The organism is Pseudoalteromonas sp. MMG006 (assembly GCF_018101025.1).
Classification (GTDB): Bacteria; Pseudomonadota; Gammaproteobacteria; order Enterobacterales; family Alteromonadaceae; genus Pseudoalteromonas.
The window spans coordinates 113078-138724 of record NZ_JAGJEJ010000003.1 but is presented as its reverse complement, the minus strand read 5'-3'; the positions used below and the strand labels follow the sequence as shown (position 1 = coordinate 138724).

Annotated in this window: 21 protein-coding genes; 5 read left to right on the top strand and 16 right to left on the bottom strand. The window is 40.1% G+C overall.

Annotation, left to right across the window (positions count from 1 at the left end; genetic code table 11):
• The first annotated feature begins 6 nt into the window (after positions 1-6).
• Entirely contained in the window at positions 7-4515 is a 4509-nt protein-coding gene (locus tag J8L73_RS04835; RefSeq protein WP_211015139.1) for an EAL domain-containing protein, read from the top strand.
• 24 nt (positions 4516-4539) lie between these two features.
• Here J8L73_RS04835 and J8L73_RS04830 read toward each other — a convergent pair whose 3' ends face one another.
• Both J8L73_RS04830 and J8L73_RS04825 read right to left on the bottom strand, forming a co-directional pair.
• On the bottom strand, positions 4540-5493 hold the full coding sequence (locus tag J8L73_RS04830; protein ID WP_211015137.1) for an ion transporter: 954 nt from the start codon (positions 5491-5493) through the stop codon (positions 4540-4542).
• The gene (locus tag J8L73_RS04825) at positions 5490-8162 is read right to left on the bottom strand and encodes a bifunctional acetate--CoA ligase family protein/GNAT family N-acetyltransferase (protein WP_211015135.1); all 2673 of its coding nucleotides are present in this window, start codon (positions 8160-8162) and stop codon (positions 5490-5492) included. Before J8L73_RS04825 ends, J8L73_RS04830 begins: the two co-directional genes overlap by 4 nt.
• A gap of 114 nt (positions 8163-8276) precedes the next feature.
• On the opposite strand from J8L73_RS04825, the gene J8L73_RS04820 reads away from it, so the two are divergent.
• Positions 8277-8993, top strand: a complete 717-nt coding sequence (locus J8L73_RS04820; RefSeq protein ID WP_211015133.1) for an SIMPL domain-containing protein — start codon at positions 8277-8279, stop codon at positions 8991-8993.
• Here J8L73_RS04820 and J8L73_RS04815 read toward each other — a convergent pair.
• The 8 genes from J8L73_RS04815 to J8L73_RS04780 all read right to left on the bottom strand — a co-directional run bounded on the left by J8L73_RS04815 (position 8990) and on the right by J8L73_RS04780 (position 16024).
• A complete protein-coding gene (locus J8L73_RS04815; RefSeq protein WP_211015131.1) occupies positions 8990-9658 on the bottom strand; it encodes a hypothetical protein in 669 nt (222 codons plus the stop codon). The genes J8L73_RS04820 and J8L73_RS04815 overlap by 4 nt on opposite strands.
• Before the next feature lie 94 nt (positions 9659-9752).
• On the bottom strand, positions 9753-11585 hold the full coding sequence (locus J8L73_RS04810; protein WP_210998859.1) for a DUF885 domain-containing protein: 1833 nt from the start codon (positions 11583-11585) through the stop codon (positions 9753-9755).
• An 88-nt stretch (positions 11586-11673) separates the two neighbouring features.
• Positions 11674-12810, bottom strand: coding sequence for a radical SAM family heme chaperone HemW (gene hemW / locus J8L73_RS04805; RefSeq protein WP_211015129.1), 1137 nt, complete (start codon positions 12808-12810; stop codon positions 11674-11676).
• Entirely contained in the window at positions 12807-13406 is a 600-nt protein-coding gene (locus J8L73_RS04800; RefSeq protein ID WP_211015127.1) for an XTP/dITP diphosphatase, read from the bottom strand. Before J8L73_RS04800 ends, hemW begins: the two co-directional genes overlap by 4 nt.
• A gap of 4 nt (positions 13407-13410) precedes the next feature.
• Entirely contained in the window at positions 13411-13854 is a 444-nt protein-coding gene (locus tag J8L73_RS04795; RefSeq protein ID WP_058549460.1) for a DUF4426 domain-containing protein, read from the bottom strand.
• A 57-nt stretch (positions 13855-13911) separates the two neighbouring features.
• A complete protein-coding gene (locus J8L73_RS04790; protein WP_211015125.1) occupies positions 13912-14445 on the bottom strand; it encodes a YggT family protein in 534 nt (177 codons plus the stop codon).
• Positions 14446-14471: 26 nt separating this feature from the next.
• Entirely contained in the window at positions 14472-15293 is an 822-nt protein-coding gene (gene proC / locus J8L73_RS04785) for a pyrroline-5-carboxylate reductase (RefSeq protein WP_211015123.1), read from the bottom strand.
• 17 nt (positions 15294-15310) lie between these two features.
• Complete coding sequence (locus J8L73_RS04780; protein ID WP_211015121.1) at positions 15311-16024, bottom strand: YggS family pyridoxal phosphate-dependent enzyme; 714 nt, start codon at positions 16022-16024, stop codon at positions 15311-15313.
• Positions 16025-16026: 2 nt separating this feature from the next.
• On the opposite strand from J8L73_RS04780, the gene J8L73_RS04775 reads away from it, so the two are divergent.
• Both J8L73_RS04775 and J8L73_RS04770 read left to right on the top strand, forming a co-directional pair.
• The gene (locus J8L73_RS04775) at positions 16027-17067 is read left to right on the top strand and encodes a type IV pilus twitching motility protein PilT (RefSeq protein WP_210998865.1); all 1041 of its coding nucleotides are present in this window, start codon (positions 16027-16029) and stop codon (positions 17065-17067) included.
• 9 nt (positions 17068-17076) lie between these two features.
• On the top strand, positions 17077-18204 hold the full coding sequence (locus J8L73_RS04770; RefSeq protein ID WP_211015119.1) for a PilT/PilU family type 4a pilus ATPase: 1128 nt from the start codon (positions 17077-17079) through the stop codon (positions 18202-18204).
• 96 nt (positions 18205-18300) lie between these two features.
• On the opposite strand, the gene ruvX is transcribed toward J8L73_RS04770, so the two are convergent.
• From ruvX to J8L73_RS04740, 6 genes are all read right to left on the bottom strand, one after another.
• Positions 18301-18750, bottom strand: a complete 450-nt coding sequence (gene ruvX, locus J8L73_RS04765; protein ID WP_058549466.1) for a Holliday junction resolvase RuvX — start codon at positions 18748-18750, stop codon at positions 18301-18303.
• A gap of 37 nt (positions 18751-18787) precedes the next feature.
• Positions 18788-19345: a YqgE/AlgH family protein gene (locus J8L73_RS04760; protein ID WP_211015117.1), complete on the bottom strand. Its 558-nt coding sequence runs from the start codon at positions 19343-19345 to the stop codon at positions 18788-18790.
• A 123-nt stretch (positions 19346-19468) separates the two neighbouring features.
• Positions 19469-20419, bottom strand: a complete 951-nt coding sequence (gshB, locus tag J8L73_RS04755; RefSeq protein ID WP_211015115.1) for a glutathione synthase — start codon at positions 20417-20419, stop codon at positions 19469-19471.
• A gap of 54 nt (positions 20420-20473) precedes the next feature.
• Positions 20474-21208, bottom strand: coding sequence for a 16S rRNA (uracil(1498)-N(3))-methyltransferase (gene rsmE, locus J8L73_RS04750; protein ID WP_211015113.1), 735 nt, complete (start codon positions 21206-21208; stop codon positions 20474-20476).
• 68 nt (positions 21209-21276) lie between these two features.
• On the bottom strand, positions 21277-21756 hold the full coding sequence (locus tag J8L73_RS04745; RefSeq protein WP_210998870.1) for a hypothetical protein: 480 nt from the start codon (positions 21754-21756) through the stop codon (positions 21277-21279).
• A gap of 73 nt (positions 21757-21829) precedes the next feature.
• Entirely contained in the window at positions 21830-22723 is an 894-nt protein-coding gene (locus J8L73_RS04740) for a hypothetical protein (RefSeq protein WP_211015111.1), read from the bottom strand.
• A 77-nt stretch (positions 22724-22800) separates the two neighbouring features.
• Between J8L73_RS04740 and glnE the strand changes: the two genes are divergently transcribed.
• Positions 22801-25602, top strand: coding sequence for a bifunctional [glutamate--ammonia ligase]-adenylyl-L-tyrosine phosphorylase/[glutamate--ammonia-ligase] adenylyltransferase (gene glnE / locus J8L73_RS04735; RefSeq protein WP_211015110.1), 2802 nt, complete (start codon positions 22801-22803; stop codon positions 25600-25602).
• Positions 25603-25647: the final 45 nt, after the last annotated feature.

Here is a 25647-nt window from a genome sequence, read left to right as displayed (position 1 = left end):
ATAAGCATGAGCAAATGCGTTAATGGGATCATTAGTTGCTTTATAGTTTTTATAACTATTTTAAGTTGCCAAGTTGGCGCACAAGTAAAACGCTTATCTCCTAGCGAAGGTTTATCACAAAGCTACGTCAATACAATACTAATTGACAATAACGGCTATCTTTGGCTTTCTACTGAGGCAGGACTTAACCGTTACGATGGCTATCAAGTTATTCCAATTAATGGGCCTAATGGTGAGTTAGAAGAAGCCATAATTGACCGCATTTACCAAGATCCCGCAGATCATATTTGGATCGCCTCGTTATTAGCAGGATTATTTAGATATGATCCTGTTACTGATTCTTACCAGCAGTTTTTAGAAAAACCAACCAGTGAAGAAGAGATAATTAATCAGTCTGTTTTTAGCATGATTGCAGTTGATAAAAAAACGCTTTGGATTGGACGAGGACGAGACTTTGCAAAGCTTGATATAGCTACAGGTAAAATTACCACAATTTTTGAGCTTCCTGAAAAATTCAAAAATACCTTAGTAAGAAAGCTATTTGCTTACAATGGCTACATATTTATAGGCACAAGCCACGGAGCTTATGTTTTTGATATTGCTACAGAGCAAGTAAGGCCCTTACAGCACTTAAAAGGTGAGGCTGATCACATATATCAAAACAATGTAAAGTCGTTTGCTCTAGGTGAAAACAATCAGCTATTAGTGGGGGCGGTACAAGGCTTATATGAAGTTGATATTAGTAACTTATCAAAAATGTTTGAACGCCCTGACTTACCGTTTAAAAATAAAGTACTACTCACCGATTTAAATGTGTGGGCTATTACCAATACCCACGGAAAATTAGATCTAGCGACTGATAAAGGCCTGTTTAAGTTTGACTTAAACAGCGGCGAAATGGTTAAAAATATACGTATCACGCAAAGTAAGTATACCCTTGCTGACACCAGTATTATTGATATGGCCAAAGATAAGTCGGGTGGAACATGGGTTGCCACTAAAACAGATGGCGCCTTTTATTTATCTCACGATAGCTATCATTTTAATAATGTCGATGGCAGTTTACTGGGTGGTGATGGATTATCGCACCACTCTATTTGGGGTATTACGCAATACAAAGACAAGCTTTGGCTTGCTACTCATAACGGCATAACCGAGGTTGACTTAAAAACCAATATTGGCAAAGCCTATCTAAAAGATTACAAAGTAGACTTACTCACTACCGAATTTACTGTATATGAAATAACACCGTATAAAGATAATTTATGGCTTTACACAAACCGTGGATTATTTATTTTTGATCCGGTAACGCACCAAATTACTGAGCCTAAAACACACAACCCTGCTAACCAAGCATTTATAACTGGCCGGGTGCATGGTGTTACTTTAATGCCAAATGGCGATTTATATTTTGTACACTCTGATCATGGGGTATTTATATACAATATAGATACGCAAATTATTACTCGTTTAGGGGGGCAACTTGCGCAGTTTGAACCTTTTTTAGCGCATGGCTTTTTACCTGCTTTAAGTAATAAACCTGACTCGCCGTTGTTTTTCAATGCCGGTATTCTATATCAAGTAAACCCTAACGATTTAACTCTTAAAATGATTTATAAAGTACCAAAACAGCATGAAAATGTTGCTATTAGCGTGCTTTCTTACTTAATCGATAATAACAATATTTTATGGATATCACTGTCTAACTTTGGCTTGATTGGGCTTGATGCATCGACTTATCAGTTAGTACATACTATTGATTTAGAAAAAAATAAATTGGGCACATTGCTTTACGATATGGTGCTTGATGACGATGGCATGATTTGGATGAGTAGTCATAAAGGTATTTGGCGACTAAATCCTGAAACACTTCATTTTCAACAGTTTAGTACATCGGAAGGGCTGCTCTCAGCTGAATTTAACAGTAATGCTATGGCTGAGCTCAAAGATGGCCGTATTGCGTATGGCAGCTTAAAAGGGTTTACCTATTTTCATCCAATGGAAAACCAAAGTTATCAATCTCTTATTGATCATGTAAATATCACGCGAGTTGATTTAATGTCGCGAGACTTATCGCTTGATTTAAAACAGCCTCTTAATGAAATTGTACTTAATCATGATGACATTGGGCTAGAAGTTGCGTTCTCGGCAATGGCTTTTAGTAACCAAGAGCGAATTATTTATGAATACCAACTCGATAACGGCCAAAAAACATATACGCGTAATAATAATCGAGTGTTGTTTCCAAAATTAAATCCAGGCAATTATCAATTAAAAGTATGGGCAAAAGATCCGTTTACTGGTGAATATACGTCACCCGCTGTTTTAAAAATAAAAGTGAAGTACCCACTTTGGCGAGCGCCCTATTTTATGGTGCTTTATGCCATGTTATTTATTGGCATCGTTGCCATATGGGTTATGCGTCGAAATAAAGTGCAGCGAATTTTATTAGCTGCAAACAAAGAAAGTAAAGAAAGCGAAGCCCGCTTAAAGCTTGCGCTTGAAGGCAGTGAATCCGGTGTTTGGGATTGGAAATCAAGTAGCCCAAGTATTTATCAGCCACGCTTAGTAAGCGAGCTGGGCTACGAAAATGAAACCGTGAGCCTGGATGAGTATTTATCTAAAATACACCCGCAAGATAAGCAACTATTTCGCTTAGAGTGGCTAGAATTCTTATCAACTGAGAAAGGCTATTTTAACTGCACTTACCGTTTACGCCATGCCAAAGGCTATTGGCGCTGGTACAAAGACTTTGGTAAAGTAGTTGAGTGGGATGATAAAACGCCGCTAAAAGTAGCGGGCACTTATACCAACATGACCCGAGAAATGGTGTTTGAAGAGCATGCTTTATTGTTTACAGCTGCGTTTGAGCAAACACGCGATTGGGTATTTATTTTGGATAAAAATTTAAATATTCGTGCTTCAAATAAGTCACTGCAAACAGCGTTTAATTTTTCTGCTGAGTCTTTATCAAGCCGTGCGCTCGATTTAGGCATATCGCGTAGTAACCGTTTTGATTATTTACGCATAATGCAAAAGCTATCGGTAGGGGAGCACTTTACGTGTGAAGACCGTGTAGTGTTAGCCAATGGCGAATCGCGTCATGTGCTGGTAAAAATAAGTGCAGTGGCCGATAGCGAACAACGACTCAATAGCTATGTAATTATTTTAACTGATATTAATGCACAAAAATCGGCCGAAAGTGAGCTGCATTTACTGGCCAATTACGACGGGCTTACGGGGTTACCTAATCGAGCATTATTTAACGACCGAGTAGAGCATGCATTAGAGCAAGCTGAACTACACAAGTGTAAAGTGGCTTTATTACATATTAACATTAAGCGTTTTAAATATTTTAATGACTCATTAGGGCATGAAGCGGCCGATGGGCTTATTAAAGAAGTTGCAGAGCGGTTAAAGAGCGCCTTACGCCCATCAGACAGTGTTGCTCGCTTTGGAGGCGACGAATTTGTTGTGCTAGCTGAGGATATTTATCAAATCGAAGAAGTACTCATAATGTGTACTAGATTGATGGATTGTGTAAAACAAAATATTTCAATTAATGGCCAAGTGGTTAATGTTAATTTGAGTATTGGGGTCGCTATATCGCCGGATGACGCACAGGCAGGGCCGGCACTTTTAAAAGCGGCAAGCATAGCGCTTTACCATGCAAAAGACGCTTTAGAAGGGCGCTATCAGTTTTACAAGCAAGAGATGAATCAACATGTTCAAAAAGCATTGCACCTTGAGTCGCAGTTAACTAAAGCATATCAAGAAGAGGAATTTTGTAACTATTACCAACCTATTATTAATGCTGAAAGCCAAAAAACAGAAGGCTTTGAAGTACTGTTGCGTTGGCCAGAAAACAAACTAGTACAAACTCAAGAGTTTTCGGTTGCGGCAGAGGGAATAGGGCTAATTACAAAAATAATGCTGCAGACCTTTGCTCGTGCATTGCAAGAGTTGAAAGAATGGCGAAAAGCCTCACCTCATTTATACCTTTCTATTAATTTATCGGCGCTTGATTTTGAGTTTGAAGATTTAGTGCCAGAGATCAGAAATGCCCTAAACCGCGCTCAAGTATCATCAGAAGCGATTGTTTTTGAAATAACAGAGTCTGTACTTATGCGCGACTCCCATCAAGCATTGAAGAGTATGGAGCAGCTAAAAAAATTAGGATGCAGACTCTATATGGATGACTTTGGGACTGGATATGCGTCACTGACCTATTTAAAACGCTTTCCTATCGATGTATTAAAAATTGATAGGAGCTTTGTTGAAGATATTGGAGTTGATTCTGACGATGAAGCAATTATTCAGTCAACGCTTGCGCTGGCACACAGCCTAGGAAAAGAGTGTGTTGCAGAGGGCGTAGAAAGCTTACATCAACTTAGCTTTTTAAAAGCTCGAGGATGCAAGCATTTTCAAGGTTACTTATTTTCTAAGCCAGTGCCTAACAAAGAAGTGTTGGGGCTTATTAATCGCGACTGGAGCGATATATTTAATCAACAATAGTACCTTAAAACAAAGCGCCTTTATTTATGGGCGCTTACCGCAGTGGCGACAATAAATATGGCTGTTGCGCTCACTTAGCTGCGTTTTTATGGCTTTATTCGCCTCAAGTTTACTGAGACCTAGCTTATAGCGTAATTCTTCTAAATGGGCTAATTGCTCTTTATTAAGCGTGCTATCGTGTATTTGTTCGTGAACGGCGTCTTCAAAAAACTGGCGACGTTTACGTATTTGCTCTGAAAAACTAGACGCGAGTAAACCGGTAGGTATCGCTACCATCCCCATGCTGAGTAGTGTGATTACCCCACCAAAAAATTTACCCAACGAGGTTATAGGGACTACATCGCCATAGCCAACGGTAGTAAGTGTGGCCATTGCCCACCACATAGCTGCTGGAATAGAGCCAAATTTGTCAGGTTGTATATCGTGCTCAATTAAATATATACCGCAAGAGGCTAAAATAAGTACCACAGCCATAATAAAAAAAGCGGCAAGCATTGAGCTGCCTTCATCTAAAAATGCTTGTAAAAGCAGCTGCATAGCACGAGAGTAACGAGTAAGCTTAAATACTCTTAATAGCCTGAGTACGCGTAAAAAGCGTAAATCGAGCGGAAATAAAAACATTAGCAAACTTGGCAAAATAGCAATTAAATCAATTAACGCCAGTGGCGAGAAAAAATAATGTAACCTGCGCTTTGAATTACTGCCGTTAATGGCAGCGTACTTTGTTTTATCAACACAGGCCCAAAGCCTTGCTAGATATTCAATAGCAAAAATACTAACAGAGACGATTTCTAGAATTAAAAATTCATCATAATATTTCAATGCCACGCTCGCAATTGATTCAAAAACGATGGCTATCACGTTAATCATTATTAAGCTAATAAGGGCTATGTCTAAAAGATGGCCAGCGCGATGGTATTGCCCAGTGCCTTCAAACAAACAGGCTAGTTTTTGTCTAAAAGTTTGCGGATTATTCATTCGTTAATTTTTAGCACCATGTTAATACTGCCCTCTTCAAAATCGCGGCTTATTTTAAAGCCAAGTTTGCGAGCAAGTTCAATCATCCCGGTGTTCTCGGGAAGTGTAATTCCTTCAACAGTTTTAACGCCTTGTCGCTTGCAATGATCAATCGCTGCTGTCATGAGTATTGTGCCAAGGCCTAGCCCTTGATAATCAGAGCGCACTACAGTTGCAAATTCGGCATGTAAATTATCAGGGTCCATAATAACTCGTGCCACACCAAGTGTGCGGGTTTTGCCTTCAAAGCGTTGGCAAACAATAAACGCCATTTCACGGTCGTAATCAATTTGGGTCATTTTAGCGAGCTGATCGTGGTTAAACTGAGGGAGCTCCCCAAAAAAACGTTTGTAACGATCTTCTTTATTTAAAGATTGATCAAACTCTTGGTGGGCCTTTTCATCCTCTGGTTTTATCGGTCTAAGGGTGGCTTGGGTGTTATTTTTAAGTGTCACCACTTCGACAAGTTCAATAGGGTAAGGACGAATAGATAAACGTTTGCGATTACTTTGCGCTTGATATTTATTAAGCGTCATAGTGGCATCGAGCACTAAAAATTGTCCGTTACTGGCAAGTATAGGGTTTAGCTCCATAGAGCTAATATCTGGCTGATCTATCACTAATTGCGAAATACGTGTGAGTAGGGCGCAAAGTCGATATTTATCAACTTTTTCGGGCAATATACGCTCTTTTAATACGCCTTTGTCGTGGGCCGCCGCAATTAAGTATTTAGCTAGGTTCATGTTAAGGGGTGGAAGTGCAACAGCAGCTTGTGCGTATTCAAGGCCATTACCGGCTTCACCAAGTAAAATAACGGGCCCAAAATTGGGCTCTGTTTTAATGGCTATTCTAAGCTCATTTGCACCAGCTCTTGGTGCCATTTTTTGTAGTGAAAACCCTTCAATTACTGCATCTGGGTAAGTATTTTTAATCCGTATTAACATTGCAAAAGCAGTTTGTTCTACTTCATTTGCATCGTTAAGGTTTAGCACCACGCCGCCTACTTCCGATTTTGAAGCAATACTTGGGCTTATTAGTTTTAATGCGACAGGAAACCCTAGTTCTATTGCTTGTTCACGCGCTTCGGTGGGGGTGTAAGCAACCTCTGTTTGAATACACTCAACGCCATAATGGCTCAATACTTGGCTTGCTTGGTGGGTGGGTAAATAGCTTTGGTCGTCGTGTAAGAATTCATCTATTAATGTCGTTGCAGCTGATTTATTTATTTTTGCATCATCTGTGTTCGACTCGGGTGTTTGTGTTAAATGCTTTTGGTTTCGGCGGTAACTAACTAAGTGCATGAATGCGCCTACTGCACCTTCGGGGGTTCTGTAAGTAGGTATTGCATTATTCGAACAAACTCTTCGTGCTGCATATGAGGCATCTTCTCCCATAAAATTTGTAATAACATAGGGGCGCGCCATTTTAGGAATAGTTTGTAGAGTTTGCACAATTATATCAGCGTAATCTTCACTTGGCGCAAGTGCGGACGGAGTATGGATTATCAATAAATTTTTTACTTCTTTAGCGCGTAATAAAATATCAAGTGCTTGTTTGTAACGAGCAGGCGCTGAGTCACCAAATATATCAACAGGGTTTGATGTAGTGTCTGATTGAGGGATCACCTTATTGAGAGCTGCGCGAGTTTCATCGCTTAACTGGGCTAACTTGCCAGAGTTTAATATAAGCTCATCAACGGCCATAACGCCTGGGCCGCCCCCGTTGGTTAAAATGGTAAGCTGTTCTACTTGTAATAATTTTGGGTGCATAGCAAGAGTTTGCGTTGCAGCAAACAGCTCTCGTAGATCTTTTACGCGCAACATACCCGCACGTTGAAAAAGCGCATCGTACACCGCATCTGAGCTTTGCTTACCGCCGGTATGAATTTCAGCAGCAAGCGCGCCCGCGCCAGTTTTACCTGTTTTGATGGCTATGACAGGCTTACTAAAAGCAGCAGCCCTTGCAGCTGATATAAAGCCACGAATGTCTTCAATATTGTCTATGTATAACAAAATAGCTTTGGTTTTAGCATTACGTCCTAAAAAGTCGAGTAGTTCATCAAAGTCTATATCTAGGCAATCGCCAACCGAGACAAAATACGAAAAACCAATCTCTTTGTTTTGAGCCCAGTCTAAAATCGTTGAACATACAGCAGCCGATTGCGATACAAAGGCTAGTTTACCCGGCGCTGCGACAGTGTGTGAAAAGCTAGCATTTAAACCAATATGCGGAATAAGTAGCCCTAAACAGTTTGGCCCAAGCAACGTAACGTTATGCGCTTGAGCCGATTTTTTTAGCGCTGCCTTTAGCTCATGTGACAGGCCATCTGCAATTAATATCGCGCTTTTACAACCGAGTTTACCTAGCTGTTCAATTATACTTAAAAGGGTATTTTTATTAGTACAAATAACAGCAAGATCAGGCACTTTAGGTAGCTTAGCTATACTTGGGTAGGCGAGTACCCCATGCACCGCTGTGTGGGTGGGGGTGACGGGCATAATTGGCCCGTTAAAACCGCCTTGTAGTAAATTACGCATTACTACAAAGCCCGCACGAGTTGGCACGTTTGAGGCGCCAATAACAGCCACTGACGCGGGGTTAAAAAATTTGCTAATACGTTTAAGGCTCATAGCGTATCCTTGGCTGATTATATTTTGCGTTATTTATACTCACAATGTACCCTGTTTAGTGTGTTATTTCGAGCGTCTAAGTGCTTATTATTGATATCAATCAAGGAGATTTTAGTGAACAAAACCGCTGGTTTTTATACAGTTATAGCATCAATTTGCTTAAGCATAGGCTTTATTTTATGTGGATTTATACTTAAAAGCGCAGCCCTTGATGTAAAAGGGATGGAACGCAGCGTGCAAGTTAAAGGCTTAGCCGAGCGAGAAGTAAATGCAGACACCGTAATTTGGCCTTTGCAGTACAGTGATGCAGACAATAACCTCGAAAAGTTAGTCAGTCGGGTTGAGCAAAAAAATGATGCGGTTATCGCCTTTTTAAAGCTACATGGCTTTGATGATGAGGAAATAAGCACTGGGAGTCAGTCAATTATTGATAAGCAAGCCCGCGAATACGCTAACGAAAATCAAAAGTTTAGGTACTTGGTACGCTCTAATATTATTGTTTACTCTCATTCGCCAGATAAAGTACAAAATGCGTTGAGTAAAGTAAGCACATTGGCCAAACAAGGTATAGCTATCGCCCAAGGTAATTATGAAACTAAAATTGAGTACTTATTTACTACTCTTAACGATATAAAGCCTGCCATGGTGCAAGAGGCCACCGAGAAAGCCCGAGAAGTGGCGAATAAGTTTGCTAAAGATTCTAATTCAACGCTTGGTAAAATAAAAACCGCACGCCAAGGCCAATTTAGTATTACTAATCGTGACTCAAACACGCCACATATAAAAAAGGTAAGGGTAGTAACAAGCGTAGAGTATTACTTAAGTGACTAAATTGCTTTTATTAAGTGGGCAATTTGCGCGGTTGAGCGCTGCAGGTAAGCAGCGCTAAGTAAAATACTGGTTTCGTTTATAGCTGCGCCTTTTAATATATTTGCCAGCTGCTGTTTAGCTGTAGGGTTTTGTTTTTGCTCTATTTCCATAAGCGCTAACAGTGCTGAGAATTCATGTTTTACGGGCGTATTAGGTTTATTGGCATAGGCAATATAACAAGCAACGGGCGTGAGACCGCGAGCATTGGTTTGTGCAAGGGCTTTGACTAAATCATCGTTTGATTCAAACAACATTAAAGATCGCACGTAGTTAAAAGCCAGCTTTTGATCATCGGCGTGTTTAAATACATTATGTAGCACATTATTACCTTGGGTATCTTGTGCTAAAAAGCCTTTGTTTTCTTTTAATGCTGGCGTAAAAAACGTTAATGCATCAGTGGTTGTTAATTGGTTTACAAAAGGCGCTGGTGGTGCGTTGGTCGTTAAAATACGTGTTGCCATATTTTGCATAAAGTCGTATTTAATATCCATACGTAAAGCTGTTTCACAAAGGTGATTAAGCTGTAATGTTTGCTGGGCAGGGCTTAGCTGTTTAAAGTCGTTATCGAGCTCATCTAGCTGATGCTTAGCAATGCGCGCATTAAGTAACTGTATGCTTAAATCCATTTTATCACTCTACCTCTCAACGTTTTTATTACTATAAAACAAAAAAGGTCGCATAAGCGACCTTTCACATTTAAACAGTTGCTTTAAATTGGTTTTAAGCTTTTTTGCTTGCTACCCATTCGTTCACAAAGTTCTCTAGTACGTTAAGTGGTACAGGGCCATTTTTAAGTACGACATCGTGGAACTGACGAATATCGAACTTATCACCAAGTTGCTTTTTAGCATCTTCACGTAGTTCTAAAATCTTAAGCATACCTACTTTGTAAGCTGTTGCTTGCGATGGCATTACAATGTGACGCTCAACCATTTTAACACCGTCTGATGTTGCGTTAGGCGTGTTATTTACGTAGTAATCAATACCTTCTTGGCGAGTCCACTTCATTGCGTGAATACCCGTATCAACCACTAGGCGACATGCGCGCCATAATTCCATTGAAAGGCGACCAAAGTCTGAGTAAGGGTCAGAGTACATGCCCATTTCTTTAGGGATGAACTCTGAGTATAAGCCCCAACCTTCAATGTATGCTGTGTAGCCACCAAACTTACGGAACTTAGGTACACCTTCAAGCTCTTGCGATATAGCAATTTGCATGTGGTGACCCGGAATACCCTCATGGTACGCTAATGCTTCCATTTGGTACGTTGGCATCGCTTCCATGTCGTAAAGGTTTGCGTAGTAAATACCAGGGCGTGAGCCATCTGGCGCAGGTTGTTGATAAAATGCTTTACCTGCTGCTTTTTCACGAAATGCTTCAACGGCTTTAACTTTAAGGTCTGCTTTTGGCTTAACAATAAATAGCTCGTCTAAACGGGTTTTCATGGTATCAATTAGGCCAGTTGCCTCATCTAAATAACGCTGTTTACCTTGTGCGTCATTGGCATAATAAAATTGTTTATCAGTTTTCATAAACTGCATAAACGCTTTTAAATCACCTTTAAAGCCCACTTTATCTTTAATTTCACGCATTTCGTCATGAATACGCTCAACTTCAGCAAGACCAATGGCATGAATCTCTTTAGCCGTTAAATCGGTTGTGGTAGTGCGTTTAAGGGCGTTATTATAAAACGCTTCACCGTCAGGCAGTTTCCACGCGCCATCACGATTATCAGCACGTTTCTCAAGCTGTGCTAAGTAGTTAATTAGCTTAGAGTAAGAAGGTTTAACTGCTGATTTAAGTGCATCAGTTGCATCACTAATTAAGGCATCTTTTTCATCTTGGCTAATTTCAAGCGCGCTTACTTTGCGTTTAAAGTCGGCTAAAAGCGTAGAGTCTTCACCTTTTTCAAACGGTGCACCATGAATGATGTTTTTGCTTGAATCAATAACATGTGGGAACACAAATTTAGGGGCAATAATACCTTTATCAGCACGCGTTTCTAAATCAGTAATTAGCTGATCAAACACAGTAGGTACACCGTTTAAGCGTGCAATATAGTCTTTTGCTTCTTTAACGTTGCTAATTGAGTGCTGGTTAATTAAAAATGCAGGCACCATAGAGTGAGTCCCAAACATCTGATTCACTGGGTAGTTATGGTAACGCCATTTAAAATCAGCAATTGAGCTTTCTAAGTCTTGTTTTTTTAAGTCGTAACTTACTTTTGTTGCATCATCAAGTAGGTCGCGGTTAATTGCTTTTAACTCAACTAAATCAGCTTTAGCTTGCGCTAAATCTTTTAATTTTTGCTCTTCGCTGCCGTCATCCCATTTGTCATAATCTTTTTTAATGCCCATGTAAGTTTGGTACACAGGGCTGCTCATTACGTCGCGGTTGAATGTGTCTTCAAAAAACGCATTAGCTTTGTCGATTTCGCTTTGCACTGGTTGTGCTTGTACAGCAGGTGCTGGTGTTGTTTGTTGTGTTGTTTGCTGACAACCAGCAATAAGTGCAACGCTTACGGCTGCTGCAATAAAGGTAAGTTTACGCATTGTTTTCCCTTTGTTGTTAGAAACCCATTAGGGCGTATTATATTTATTTGCTTGTATTTTTATGTTTATCGCGCGTGGTTAAAAACCATTACACGAACAATTCTAGCAGGTCATTTAAAAAACGATGTCCTTTAAGGCTAACTTGCCAGTGGTCGTTTTCTTGTATTAACAATCCTGCGTTTATAGCTTTTGTTAAAGCCGCTCGCTGGCTTTGTAGCGGCTGACTAGTCAGCGCACTGAAGTCTTCAATTGGGCAAGGCTCAACAAGGCGAAAACGATTCATAAAAAATTCAAAGGCTAAATCGTCTTGTTCTACTTCCCAGTTTTTGTACATATATGGCTTAATTAAATCCATATAACCGCGAGGGTGTTTAACCTTTTCGGTGCGTGTTATTACACCCGTTTTTGCATCAGTCACTTTACCATGAGCGCCACAACCAATACCGAGATAATCGCCAAAACGCCAATAATTCAAGTTATGTTGGCATTGATAACCGGGCTTTGCATATCCTGATATTTCGTATTGAATGTAACCTGCTTGAGCAAGTAACGCTTGGCCTTGCTCTTGAATGTCCCATAGGGTTTCATCTTGCGGCAGTGTAGGTGGTTTTGAAGCAAACTGAGTATTAGGTTCAATAGTAAGTTGGTACCACGATATGTGCGGCGGATTTAAAGCAATAATGTGTTTTAAATCGCTCAGTGCATCGTCCAGGCTTTGCCCCGGTAAACCATGCATTAAATCAAGATTAAAGCTATTTAATCCGGCTTGCTTAGCTTGCTCTGCAGCATAGTTTGCTTCATCGGCACCATGAATACGGCCAAGTGCTTTTAACTTGTCGTTTTGCATGCTTTGCACGCCAATAGAAATACGGTTAATACCCGCTTTAACGTACTCTTTAAAGCGTCCGGTTTCTACGGTGCCAGGATTTGCTTCAAGGGTTATTTCGCAGTTATCGCTAAGGCCAATCAGGTTATCGACTTCGTTTAATAAGCGGGTATATGCATCGCCAGTTAATAAGCTTGGCGTGCCACCACCAATAAAAATACTGTGTATTTTACGCCCTTGCACTAAATGTAAATCAGCTTTTAAGTCATCAATTAAGTGCTGAATATATTCAGCTTCGGGTATGTCGCCTTTTTGCCCATGGCTATTAAAGTCGCAGTAAGGGCATTTTTGCACGCACCAAGGTACGTGTACATATAAACTAAGAGGTGGAAGGTTCACAGGCCGCCTTTGTTTTGAAGCTCTAGTAGTAATTTTTTAAGTGCTTGGCCACGATGGCTTACTGCATTTTTTTGCTCTTTAGTAAGCTCTGCACTGGTACAGTTTTGCTCAGCAATGAAAAATACTGGGTCGTAACCAAAACCACCTTCGCCATTTTGGGTTTGTGTAATTTCGCCTTCCCAACTTGCGCTACAAATAAGTGGAGTAGGGTCATCTGCGTGGCGCATTAATACCAGTACACACCAAAAGCGAGCTTTACGGTTTGGATTACTACCTAAATCATTGAGTAGTTTATTTATGTTGTCTTGATCGCTTGCGCTCTCACCAGCAAAGCGAGCAGAGTAAACGCCCGGCGCGCCATTTAAGCCATCTACTTCTAGGCCTGAATCATCAGCTATGGCTGGCATACCTGTAATTTTAGCCGCATGGCGGGCTTTTATAATGGCGTTTTCTACAAAGGTGGTGCCGGTTTCGGCTACTTCACTTACATTAAAGTCACTTTGTGGCACTACGTTAATGTTGAGTGGGCTTAGCATATTTGCCAGCTCATTTACTTTGCCAGGGTTACCTGTAGCAAGTACTAAAGTTTTAGTCATGATATTAATCTACGTAAAATTTTTGCTGAAATTGTAATTTTTGAAACTGGTTACTTTGTTGTATTTCAATTTCAAAACGTAAAATTTCTTCGTTGGTGTAATTTACTTGAGCAAGATAATAAATTGAGTCACCTTCTTTAACTTCTTTAAAAGTTAAGGTTTGTTTATTACCCAGTAAGTTTTTGGCTGTGCCAGTTAGCGTGGCTGTTTGTGCTGTTTTATCGGCATCATTTTTTAATATCGAAATGTTTACAACCCCTTTGTAGCCACTGCGCTCAAGGTTGTACGCTTTAGCTATTTTGGGCTGGATAAACGTAGAAGGAAAGGCAATGTAATGAACTTGCCAAGGGCCAAGCTCTTTGTACTGAGCGCCTTGCATTTCTTCACTTTGTGCATTAAATGCAAAGGCTAAACAAGCAATAAAACAAAACTTAATTAAACGATTCATTATGGTGTCCTATATAAAAAAGAGGCCATAAGGCCTCTTTTACTTAAAATTGAGTGCTTAGGCTAAAAAGTCCATAAACAGCATTTGTAAAAACTGAATACCAATAATAAGTACTAATACTGATAAATCTAAACCACCCATTGGCGGAAGAATTTTACGAATAGGTTTAAGCATTGGCTCAGTAAGCTGATGAAAAACCGCTTCAATAGGGTTATAGCCTTGGCTTACCCAGCTTAAAATAGCACGGATAATTAACACCCAAAATACTAAGTTTAAACCTTCTTTTAATACAGTTATTAATGCTTGGACAAACACCGGCTGCGGTGCCCATGCGCCATAAATGACAAGCATTAGGGTACTAACTTTAGCTACGGCTACAAGGTATGCCAGCAACAATGACGCTAAATCGAGCCCGCCTAGCCCTGGTATAATTTTACGTAGCGGTTTAACGGCAAACGACGTTGCTTTAACTACAAATTGGCTCATTGGGTTGTAAAAGTCGGCTTTTGCCCACTGTAGCCAAAAACGCAGTAGCACCACCATTAAAAATAAATCAAACAGGGTACTGATCAAAAATTGCATGGCATTCATAATGTAACCTTCAATAAAAAGTAATTTTAAAGTTCTTTTTCCATTTGCTCTGCGCGGGCAATACATGCATCCATCGCGTCGCTAACAGTTTGTGTTAAGCCTTCGCCTTTTAAATGCTCAACTGCGGCATGTGTAGTACCGCCTTTAGATGTTACATTTGAGCGCAATTGCGAAATAGTAATATCTGGTTGGCTAAGCGCCATTTCTGCCGCGCCAAGCGCTGTCTGTTGTACTAAGCGACGGGCATCTTCATCGTTAAAACCAAGTGCTTTAGCTTTTTCTTCAATGGCTTCCATAAATAAGAAAAAGTAAGCAGGAGATGAGCCAGTCACTGCAATAATATCGTTAATTTGCGACTCTTGCTCAACCCATACTGCAATACCAGTACATTCAAATACTTTTTGTACAAACGCGTGTTCATCGGCTGTTTCGTTTGCGCCAAATAAACCCGATACTCCACGACCAAGCAGCGATGGGGTATTTGGCATACAACGTACCATTTTAACGTCTTGGCCTAGCATTTCACGTAAACGCTTAACGGTTAGACCTGCGGCAACCGATATAAATAATTTATCACTAAAGTCTACGCCTGACTCTTGAAACGATTTACATAAGTCGCCCATCATTTGAGGCTTAACAGATAATACAATGACGTCAGCATCGCGTAGGGCTTCGTTATTGTCACTGGTGGTTTTCACCTTGAAATCGTCTGCTACCTTTGCAAGCTTTTCTTGGTTGCGGTTTGTAGCAATGATGTTGTTTGCGTTAAAACCGTTTTTTACCATGCCACCAATAATGGCATAGCTCATGTTACCTGTGCCTATAAATGCGATTGTTTTATCTGACATATGTCTGTTATCACCTTTTAAGTTCGCGTTCCAAAAATATCTGTGCCGATCCTCACCATAGTCGAACCTGCACTTATGGCAGCTTCAACATCTCCACTCATACCCATCGACAACGTATCTATATGAGGATATTGGGCCTTTAGTTTATCAAAGCAAGTTTGTAATTGCTCAAAAGATTGAATTTGCTCAGCAGGATCGTCACTTTTAGCCGGAATTGCCATTAAACCACGCAAAGTTAACTGCTCACATTGGCTAATAAATTCTGCAAGTTCAGGTATTTGGTCAACGCTACAGCCTGACTTTGCCTCTTCTGTACTTATGTTTACTTGAATAAGCACATTTAAAGGGGGTAAATCAGCGGGGCGCTGGGTGTTTAACCGTTTAGCTATTTTTATGCGATCAACACTTTGCACCCAATCAAAATGCTGTGCAACCAGCGCGCTTTTATTTGATTGAATAGGGCCAATAAAGTGCCAAGTGATGTCGCTAAATGTGTGTAGTTGAGCTATTTTATCTACAGCCTCTTGAACATATGACTCACCAAATTGGCGCTGGCCATGCTTGTAAGCAGCAATAATATCGTCGCTTGGTTTCGTTTTTGATACCGCTAGCAGCGTAATGCTATCGCTATTACGTTGTGCTTTTATTGCCGCATTTGCAATTCTAGCGTAGGCGGATGTGAGTCGTTCTGCTATTGTAACCATATATTTATCAGTTAGTTGTGGAGTCATAAATGGATATTACCGAATTATTGGCGTTTAGTGTGCAACACAAAGCATCCGATTTACACTTATCGTCGGGTGTTTCACCTATGATACGCGTAGATGGTGATGTTCGCCGTATTAATATACCAGCACTTGAAGACAAAGATGTAAACAGTCTGGTTTACGATATTATGAACGATAATCAACGTAAGGACTACGAACAAAACCTTGAAGTGGATTTTTCGTTTGAGGTACCTAACCTTGCTCGCTTTCGTGTTAATGCATTTAACTCTAATCGCGGACCTGCAGCTGTATTTCGTACCATCCCAAGTGAGGTATTAACGCTTGATGATTTAGGCGCTCCTGATATTTTTAAAAAGATTTCAGATACTCCGCGAGGACTTGTGCTGGTTACAGGGCCAACGGGTTCCGGTAAATCAACGACGCTTGCGGCTATGGTTGATTATATAAATCAAAATAAACATCACCATATTCTGACTATAGAAGATCCTATCGAATTTGTTCACGACAATAAACTGAGCCTTATTAACCAACGTGAAGTTCACCGTGATACGCACAGCTTTTCAAATGCACTGCGCAGTGCACTGCGTGAAGACCCTGATGTAATATTGGTTGGTGAGCTTCGTGATTTAGAAACAATTCGCTTAGCAATGACCGCAGCAGAAACCGGTCACTTAGTTTTTGGTACGCTACATACAACCTCAGCGCCAAAAACCATTGACCGTATTATTGATGTATTCCCAGGTGAAGAAAAGGCAATGGTACGTTCAATGCTCTCTGAGTCATTACGTGCGGTAATTTCGCAAACACTACTTAAAAAAATTGGTGGCGGGCGAGTCGCTGCACACGAAATAATGATTGGTGTACCCGCAATCCGTAACTTAATCCGTGAAGACAAAATCGCGCAAATGTATTCGTCTATTCAAACAGGTGCATCGCACGGTATGCAAACCATGGATCAATGTTTAACAAATTTAGTAAATCACGGGCTGGTAACAAACAAAGCTGCGCAAGAAAAAGCGCAAGATAAAACACAGTTTGGCGGTTAAGGAATCTTTATGAATTTATCTTTAAACCACTTTTTACTCATTATGATTGAGAAAAAAGGCTCTGATTTATTTGTATCGAGCCAATTGCCAGTTAGCGCTAAAATTAATGGTGAGTTAATCGCGTTAAGTGACGATAAACTTACTGATGAACAGGCTTTAGAGCTTGTTGAGTCGGCAATGAGTGAAAAGCAAAAAAACGAATTTCATTCCACTAAAGAGTGTAACTTTGCGATAGCCACAGATGAAGGGCGCTTTCGTATTTCTGCGTTTTGGCAACGCGATAGAGCGGGTATGGTTATTCGCCGTATTGTGACACAAATACCTGATGTAGCTGATCTAGGGCTGCCTTCTACGCTTACCGATGTAATTATGGCAAAACGTGGTTTAGTGCTGTTTGTTGGTGGTACAGGTACTGGTAAATCAACATCATTAGCTGCACTTATTGGCTACAGAAACCGTAACCAACGCGGTCATATACTTACGATTGAAGATCCGATTGAATTTGTGCATGAGCACCGTAAGAGCATAATAACGCAACGTGAAGTAGGACTTGATACAGAAAGCTTTGAATCGGCGCTTAAAAGCTCATTACGACAAGCTCCCGATGTAATATTAATTGGTGAAATACGCTCGCAAGAAACTATGGAATATGCGCTTAGTTTTGCTGAAACCGGTCATTTATGTGTAGCTACACTGCACGCTAACAATGCAAACCAAGCGATTGACCGTATTATGCATTTGGTACCAAAAGAAAAGCACGACAAGCTTAAGTACGACTTAGCGCTTAATCTACGCGCTATAGTTGCTCAGCAGCTTGTACCTACCTCTGATGGTGAAAGTCGAGTAGCTGCAATAGAAATTTTACTTAATTCACCTATGGTGGCGGAGTTAATTAAAAGCGGCGATATTGGTGGAATTAAAGAAGCGATGTCTAAATCTAAAGAAATGGGCATGCAAACCTTTGATCAAGCGCTATTTGAGCTTTATAGACAGCAACGTATTAACTACGCCGATGCACTACATCATGCTGACTCGCCAAACGATTTACGTTTAATGATTAAGCTACGTAATAACGAGCAGCAAGGCGCAGGCTTTTTGCAAGGCGTTACTATTGATGGTCTTGATGAAAAAAAATAATAACTAATAGCTATAAAAAAAGCGCCAATGGGCGCTTTTCATTTGTTTATTAATCCACAGCAATATTTTACTAAGCGAACTGGTATAAAGTCGTGATTACTCGCCGTAGCTGGCTTCAAAAAAACTTTCTAAAATAATCACCGCAGACATATTATCTACATTACCTTTGCCTAAGTTTTTATAGCCGCCGTGTTCAAATAGGCGAGCCTTTGCATCCGCTGTTGTTAAACGCTCATCTTGTGTTTGCACGGGAATGCCGTAATGATTATGCAGCCTATTGGCAAACTTTTTAGCTTTAAAGGTTACCTCTTGAGAGGTGCCATCCATATTAAGAGGTAAACCTACCACCATTAAATCTGGTTGCCACTCTTTAACCTGTACAGCGATATGATCCCAATTAGGAATGCCATCTTGTGCTTTTACAGCCTTAAGGCTAGAAGCACTGCCTGTAAGCTCTTGACCAATGGCTATACCAATACTTTTAGTACCAAAGTCAAAGCCCATTACCGTACGTTCACCTTGCGGTTTAAGCGTTTTTTTTGTCATGTGTATCTTGTTTAAGTTTGCTAAGGGTTAAATTATATTATGCGTGACCCGCTTCAGGGCTAAGCTGGCTAATATCAAAGCCCAACATAGACACCGCTTTTTCCCAGCGCTTTTCAACGGGTGTGTCAAAAATGATCTTCGGATCTGCCTTTATGATCAACCAGCTATTATCCAAAAGCTCTTGCTCAAGTTGGCCTTGCTCCCAGCCTGAATAACCTAGCGTGATAATGAATTGTTCAGGTGCGTGGGCGGTGGTTAAACTTGCCAGAACGTCTTTAGATGTGGTGATCATTATATCACTGCTAAGCTTTTGACTTGCAGAATATCCCGGTTTTGGCGAGTGCAAAACAAACCCTCGATCGGTTTTAACCGGCCCACCTGCAAATACATTTACTTTTGCTGCATTTTGGGTTTTGTCGTTATCAATTTCTATTTTATCTAAAAGCTCGCCAACAGTAACATTAATAGGTTGGTTTATTACCAAGCCCATAGCCCCATCTTCGTTGTGCTCACAAATGTACGTAACGGCACGTTTAAAAAAAGGGTCTTGCATCGACGGCATAGCGATTAAAAAATGGTTTTCTAATGATTGCATAGATTTCGCCCTTTAGTTAATGGATATTAGTTGAACTTTTAGTATGGCATAGTTCTATAAATTGAACATAAAAAGCGCATTAATTGTATGAAATTATTAAATTAATACGCTTTTTAACGGTGTTTATTTTGTAAGTTTGCGCTCAATGGCGTCAAACAAAATACCGGTGATAGAAATATCGTATGCGGCTTCAATTTCACGTACACACGTTGGTGCTGTTACGTTTATTTCAGTTAGTTTATCGCCAATAATATCTAAGCCTACAAATACTAAGCCTTTCTCTTTAAGCGTTGGTGCTACAGCTTGTGCTATTTTAAAATCAGATTCGCTAAGAGGGCGAGCTTCACCGCGACCGCCTGCTGCTAAGTTACCGCGTGTTTCGCCATTTTGAGGAATACGCGCTAAACAATAAGGAATCACTTCACCATCAATAACTAATACGCGCTTGTCGCCTTGTTTGATCTCTGGAATGTAATTTTGCACCATCGCAAAGCGGCTGCCGTGCTCGGTTAGCGTTTCGCAAATTACACCAATGTTTGCATCATCTTCTTTAATACGAAAAATTGATGCGCCACCCATACCATCAAGCGGCTTTAAAATAATATCTTTATGCTCGGCTAAAAATGCGCGTATTTGCGCTTGACTGCGCGTTACAAGGGTATCAGGCGTGTGTTCGCTAAACCACGCTGTAAATAGTTTTTCATTAGCGTCACGAAGGCTTTGTGGCTTGTTAACGATAAGCGTACCTTCTTGCTCAGCGCGCTCTAGAATATAGGTTGCGTAAATGTATTCAGTATCGAACGGTGGATCTTTTCGCATTAAAATAACATCTAGGTCAGCAAGAGCAATAGTGGCTTTTTCTTCAAGCTCATACCATTTTTCGGTGTTGTTAAATACTTGAGCTTTAGATGCTGTTGCATAAGATTTACCTTTACGCAGAGATAAGTCATCCATCTCCATGTAGTAAATTTCGTAGCCGCGCTCTTGCGCTTGCATCATCATTGCAAAACCGGTGTCTTTTTTAATGTTAAATCCGCTAATAGGATCTGAAATAATACCTAACTTAATTGCCATGCGCTGTGCCTTACTATAAATATTAATGTTTATATGAGGGTACTTTTAGTTATTTCAATTAGCTAAATCGCCAAATTGTAACTGTAATGCACTTAAGACCGTTAAAGCAGCAGTTTCCGTTCGTAAAACACGCGGGCCTAAGCGAATATCTACAAAATCTTGCTGTTTAGTTTGTGCCATTTCTTCATCGGTAAAACCGCCTTCAGGACCTACTAAAAAGCGCACACCATCTTTGGGCACTGTAATGGTTTTAATGCTGTGCTCAGCACGAGGATGCAAAGTCAGTTTTATTGCCTGTGTTTGCTGCTCTAGCCACTGTTTTAAATCAACGGGAGGGTGAATAACTGGTACAAAGTTACGTCCAGATTGTTCAGCTGCAGCAATTGCAATTTTTTGCCATTGCTGATGTTTTTTCTCTAAGCGATCGCCACTGAGTTTAACGCCGCAGCGCTGGCTAAAAAGTGGTGTGATCTCTGTTATACCAAGCTCTACAGATTTTTGAATGGTAAAATCCATCTTATCGCCACGAGATACACATTGGCCTAAATGTATTTTAAGGGGGGATTCTACGTCATGTGGGTTGAGTTCTAATGGCATGACTACCACTGTTTTTTTAGTTACCTCAATTATTTCACTAAGGTACTCGCCGCCTTCTCCATTAAAAATAGACACATGCTCGCCTACTTTCATACGCAGTACTCGGCCAATATGCCCAGCAGCGTCATCATCTAACGTTACAGGGGTGTTTAAGGCAATATCCGATGCCTGATAAATATGAGGAACTCGCATGGTACGTTACTTACTCATTAGCGAAAAATAGATACCGCTATGGTAAGTAAGCAAGCAGCTAGGCGCAATTATTTATTTTTAATAAGTTGCTCGGTTTGGCAGATAAGTTCTTGTGTGCTGTGTGCAATGTCATGATCAGCAATTAAGGGCTCAGTTAGAGTCTCATCGGTAATTCGGCTTAGTGTATATTCTGTATCATCGAGGTTTATTAAAAAGCGGTTTTCGTTTAATGAATTATATATTGAGCGCTGATTATCACTTGCCAGTAAGTAATCGGCGCTATTAAAAAGAACGCCATGAATACTGTGATGCTCAGTTAAATAATGGATAAGTTCAGCGACGCTTATTTCGTTTTCAAGGTCGCAATAACAGTAATCTTTAATTTGCTCATCAAACATCATCTTTACAAGCTGGCGTGTATTACTGCCCACAGCGATAAGCTCGCACGACGTGCCGCTTTTATTATTTTTTTGATTGTACTGCGCAAATGCACGGCTAAATTCGTTATCTATGTCAATTAACAAATAATTTGTTACTTCCGCTGGCATTAGGGCCTCGTTGCAGTTAAGCAAAGTCATTACCACCTTTGCGTAACTGCATAAGCGTTAGCAAAGGGGGGAGTTAGATAGAAAACATGCTTATAAGCAAATAGCCTATAGCACAAAAAACAGCAAACTCTATACATGCAATCCCAATGTTATCTTGGTGATCGACCTCTAAAGCAGTATTAATATTTGGTAAAGATATAACTTTTATTACACCAGTCAAACAATAAAGTAACAGCCACATTACACCGCAATGCATAACGAGTGTAAATATATTTTCCACCATTTTGCCGTTTTGAAATGCGGCGCTCGATAAACCAGCGTAAACGGCAAGTGCCAAGCCTATTGATTTGCCTGCGTATCTTATACCAATAGAGGTGTTTTCTAGATTAAAGTTACTTTGTAATGATGCACCTTGATTAGCTTTAGCAAAGCGATGTTCGCGTATTTTACTGTCAAGAGCAAACATTCCTTGTAGGGTAAAAAAGCTAACGAAAGCAATAAGTAAGTTACTAAATCCTTGAGTGTGGGTCCATGTATATAGGCCAAGTGCAATAATACAATTTGCTATTAGCATGCCAGAGTCAACCAAGGCGGCACATACATTTTGTTTTAATATAGCGGCTTCTTCATTGAATCTGTGCAATATCCATTTTCTGTGGATTAAGTGACCAACTTTTATAAACGTAAATAGTAAAACGATTAAAATAATTACTTTTACTGGATTCGACTGCGCGGTACTTACGCTTATTTCGTCAAATAAAAAAGCCATAGTGGCTATAACTACAGATATTTCAGACGCAAAACTAATTCCCATGGCAAAGTTATCGTGTTGTGCTAACTCCTCTTTAAGCGCTTGTTTTGCCTTAAGTTGAGTTACCGTACGCAAACCAAAAATAGTTATGCAAATAACCGCAAAACTAATGGCAATCGCAATAAAACTAGTGTTAGATAAAGACAAATATGACATGGTGATCCTAATTAAGTTAACCTTTCTAGGTTTTAGTCATTCTAGTATGGTTATTGACGATATAAAAGAGAGGATTGATGAGTAATCTAAAGCAACTTCCTATTCAATTACAAAAACTTGGCTTAGAGCGCTTTGAACAGCTATATCCGCAGCAAAGCGAAGAAAGTGGCATTGTAAGATTACTCGCATTGAGTGACTTTGCATGGCGCTGTTTAGAGTCTCAGCCTGATTTAAAAGATTGGTTGTTGTGTAAAGATGAAATTAAAGATAGGCATGTTATATCACCCTTTGATGCTCTAGACCTTGCTAGTATTGATGAAGCTAAGTGCAATCAAATTTTACGAAAGTACCGCGAAAAGTACTGGCTCAAGGTTGCATACCTCGACCTCTGCTGCGCTAACCCCATTGCCGACAGTATAAATTACATTAGCCAATTAGCCGATATGCTAATTAATAGCGCTAACCAGTGGGCGCATGCACAGGTTGCTAAAGTAAATGGCGAGCCTCTTGATGAGCAAAATCAAGCAATGCCGTTGATGGTGTTAGGAATGGGAAAGCTCGGTGGCAAAGAGCTTAATTACTCATCAGATATCGATTTAATTTTTGCCTATCCGCGCAGTACAAAAACACAAGGCGGGCGACGAACCCTAGAAGCCCAAGTGTTTTATACAAAAGTGGCGCAAAAGCTTATTGCGGCGCTTAACCAAGTAACAGGTGACGGGCAAGTATTTAGAGTAGACATGCGGTTGCGCCCGTTTGGTGAAAGCGGTCCTTTAGTTATGAGCTTCAATGCGATTGAGGACTACTACCAAGAACAAGGTCGCGATTGGGAACGCTATGCCATGTTAAAAGGGCGTTTAATTGGCACACCCAACAAATATTGGGATGAGTTTATTAAGCTATTAAAGCCATTTGTTTATCGTCGCTATATTGATTTCTCGGTAATTGAATCGCTGCGTAAAATGAAGTTAATGATTGCTCAAGAAGTACGCCGAAAAGGCCTCACTAATAATATTAAACTAGGTGCAGGGGGGATTCGTGAAGTTGAATTTATTGTACAAGCTCTGCAAATGGTTAGAGGTGGGCGAGAGGCTAATTTACAAACGCAATCACTGCTTAAAGCATTAAATGAGTTATCACTTAGCCAAGTTATAGACGAGCAAGAAGCAATCGAGCTTAAAAGTAACTACCTATATTTACGTAAAGTTGAGCAGTACCTCCAGATATTTGACGATCAACAAACACAAACTTTACCTGATGATGAGCTAAATCAGCAGCGCTTAAATTTATTATTAGCGCAAGACGATTTCAATACTACATTACACACGATTGAAAAGGTGATGAAGCAAGTTAATAGTGAGTTTTCATTGGTGATTGGTGAAGAAACGGCGCCATTAGATACTTGTGAAGGAGCTTTTATTAGCGCGTGGGATCACGGTGATTTGAGCTTTTTAAAAGACAAAAGAGATGAGTGGCAGTTACCGCTCAATGATTTTAAATTAAGACTTTCGAAGGTCAATATTGGTAATCGAGGGCGTGAAACGCTCGATAAGTTAATGCCGGTATTGTTAGAGCAACTAAATAATTTTAATGCCAGTGCCGCTGCTTTCACGATGGTTTGCCAAATTCTAAATAAAATAATATCGCGTACCGCTTATTTAGAGCTACTTTACGAAAACCAAGGTGCATTAAAGCAACTAGTATTGTTGTGCTGTCATAGCAAGTGGATAGGGGAGCATATTTCTAGATACCCTATTTTGCTAGACGAGCTTATTGACCCCGCAGTACTTTATAAGCCAACACCGTTGAGTGCGTACAAAGACGAGATAAGACAATATTTTTTACGCATTGAGCATGACGACCTAGAACTACAAATGGAGTCGCTCAGGCAATTTAAGCAAACTCATCAACTGCGTATTGCAGCCGCTGATGCCACTGGCGTTATAGATGTGATGAAGGTAAGCGATCACCTTACAGCACTTGCTGAGGCAATAGTCGAACAATCAGTCAATATTGCTTGGTATAATACTGTTAAACGCTTTGGTATGCCGCCGGGCACTGATGATGAACATAAAGGTTTTGCCGTTATAGCTTATGGAAAAACAGGCGGCTTTGAGGTGGGGTATGATTCTGACTTAGATCTCGTTTTTGTGCATAACCATGATGGAAATAGTACTACCAATGGCGATAAATCAATTACTTCTAGGCAGTTTTATTTAAAGCTCGCGCAGCGTTTAATGCATTTATTTAATACGCGAACAGCTTCAGGCATTTTGTATGAGCTTGATACGCGATTACGTCCAGAAGGTGCCTCTGGTTTATTAGCAATTAACTTAGAAAGCTTTAATCATTATCAGCAAACACAAGCATGGACGTGGGAGCATCAAGCACTTGTACGTGCTCGATTAATATTAGGGCAAGACGAATTAGTAGAGCGCTTTGCACAGATACGCAGAGAAATATTATGCCAACCACGAGATGCAAACATACTTAAAGCTGATGTAATTAAAATGCGCGAAAAAATGCGCGAGCATCTAGCTAAAGGGAATACACAGCAATTTGATTTAAAACAAGATATTGGTGGTATGGCCGATATTGAGTTTATAACCCAATATTTAGTACTCAAACACGCTAATGAGTTTGAGAGCCTAACAGTGTATTCAGACAACGTGAGAATTTTAAGTGATGCGGCTAAACTTGGCTGTATCAGTAAAGAGCAAAAGCAGCAGTTAATTCAAGCCTACATTGATTATCGCTCACGCTATCATGTTTTGAGCTTAGATCAGCAAGGGCGCTTAGTGTTAAGAGAGCAATTTGAACAAGATATTATTAATATTACACAAATTTGGAAGAGTGTATTTGAGTTAGCGGACAACTAAATTACTTATAAAAACCAAATATAAATTTGGTTTTTATTATACGGG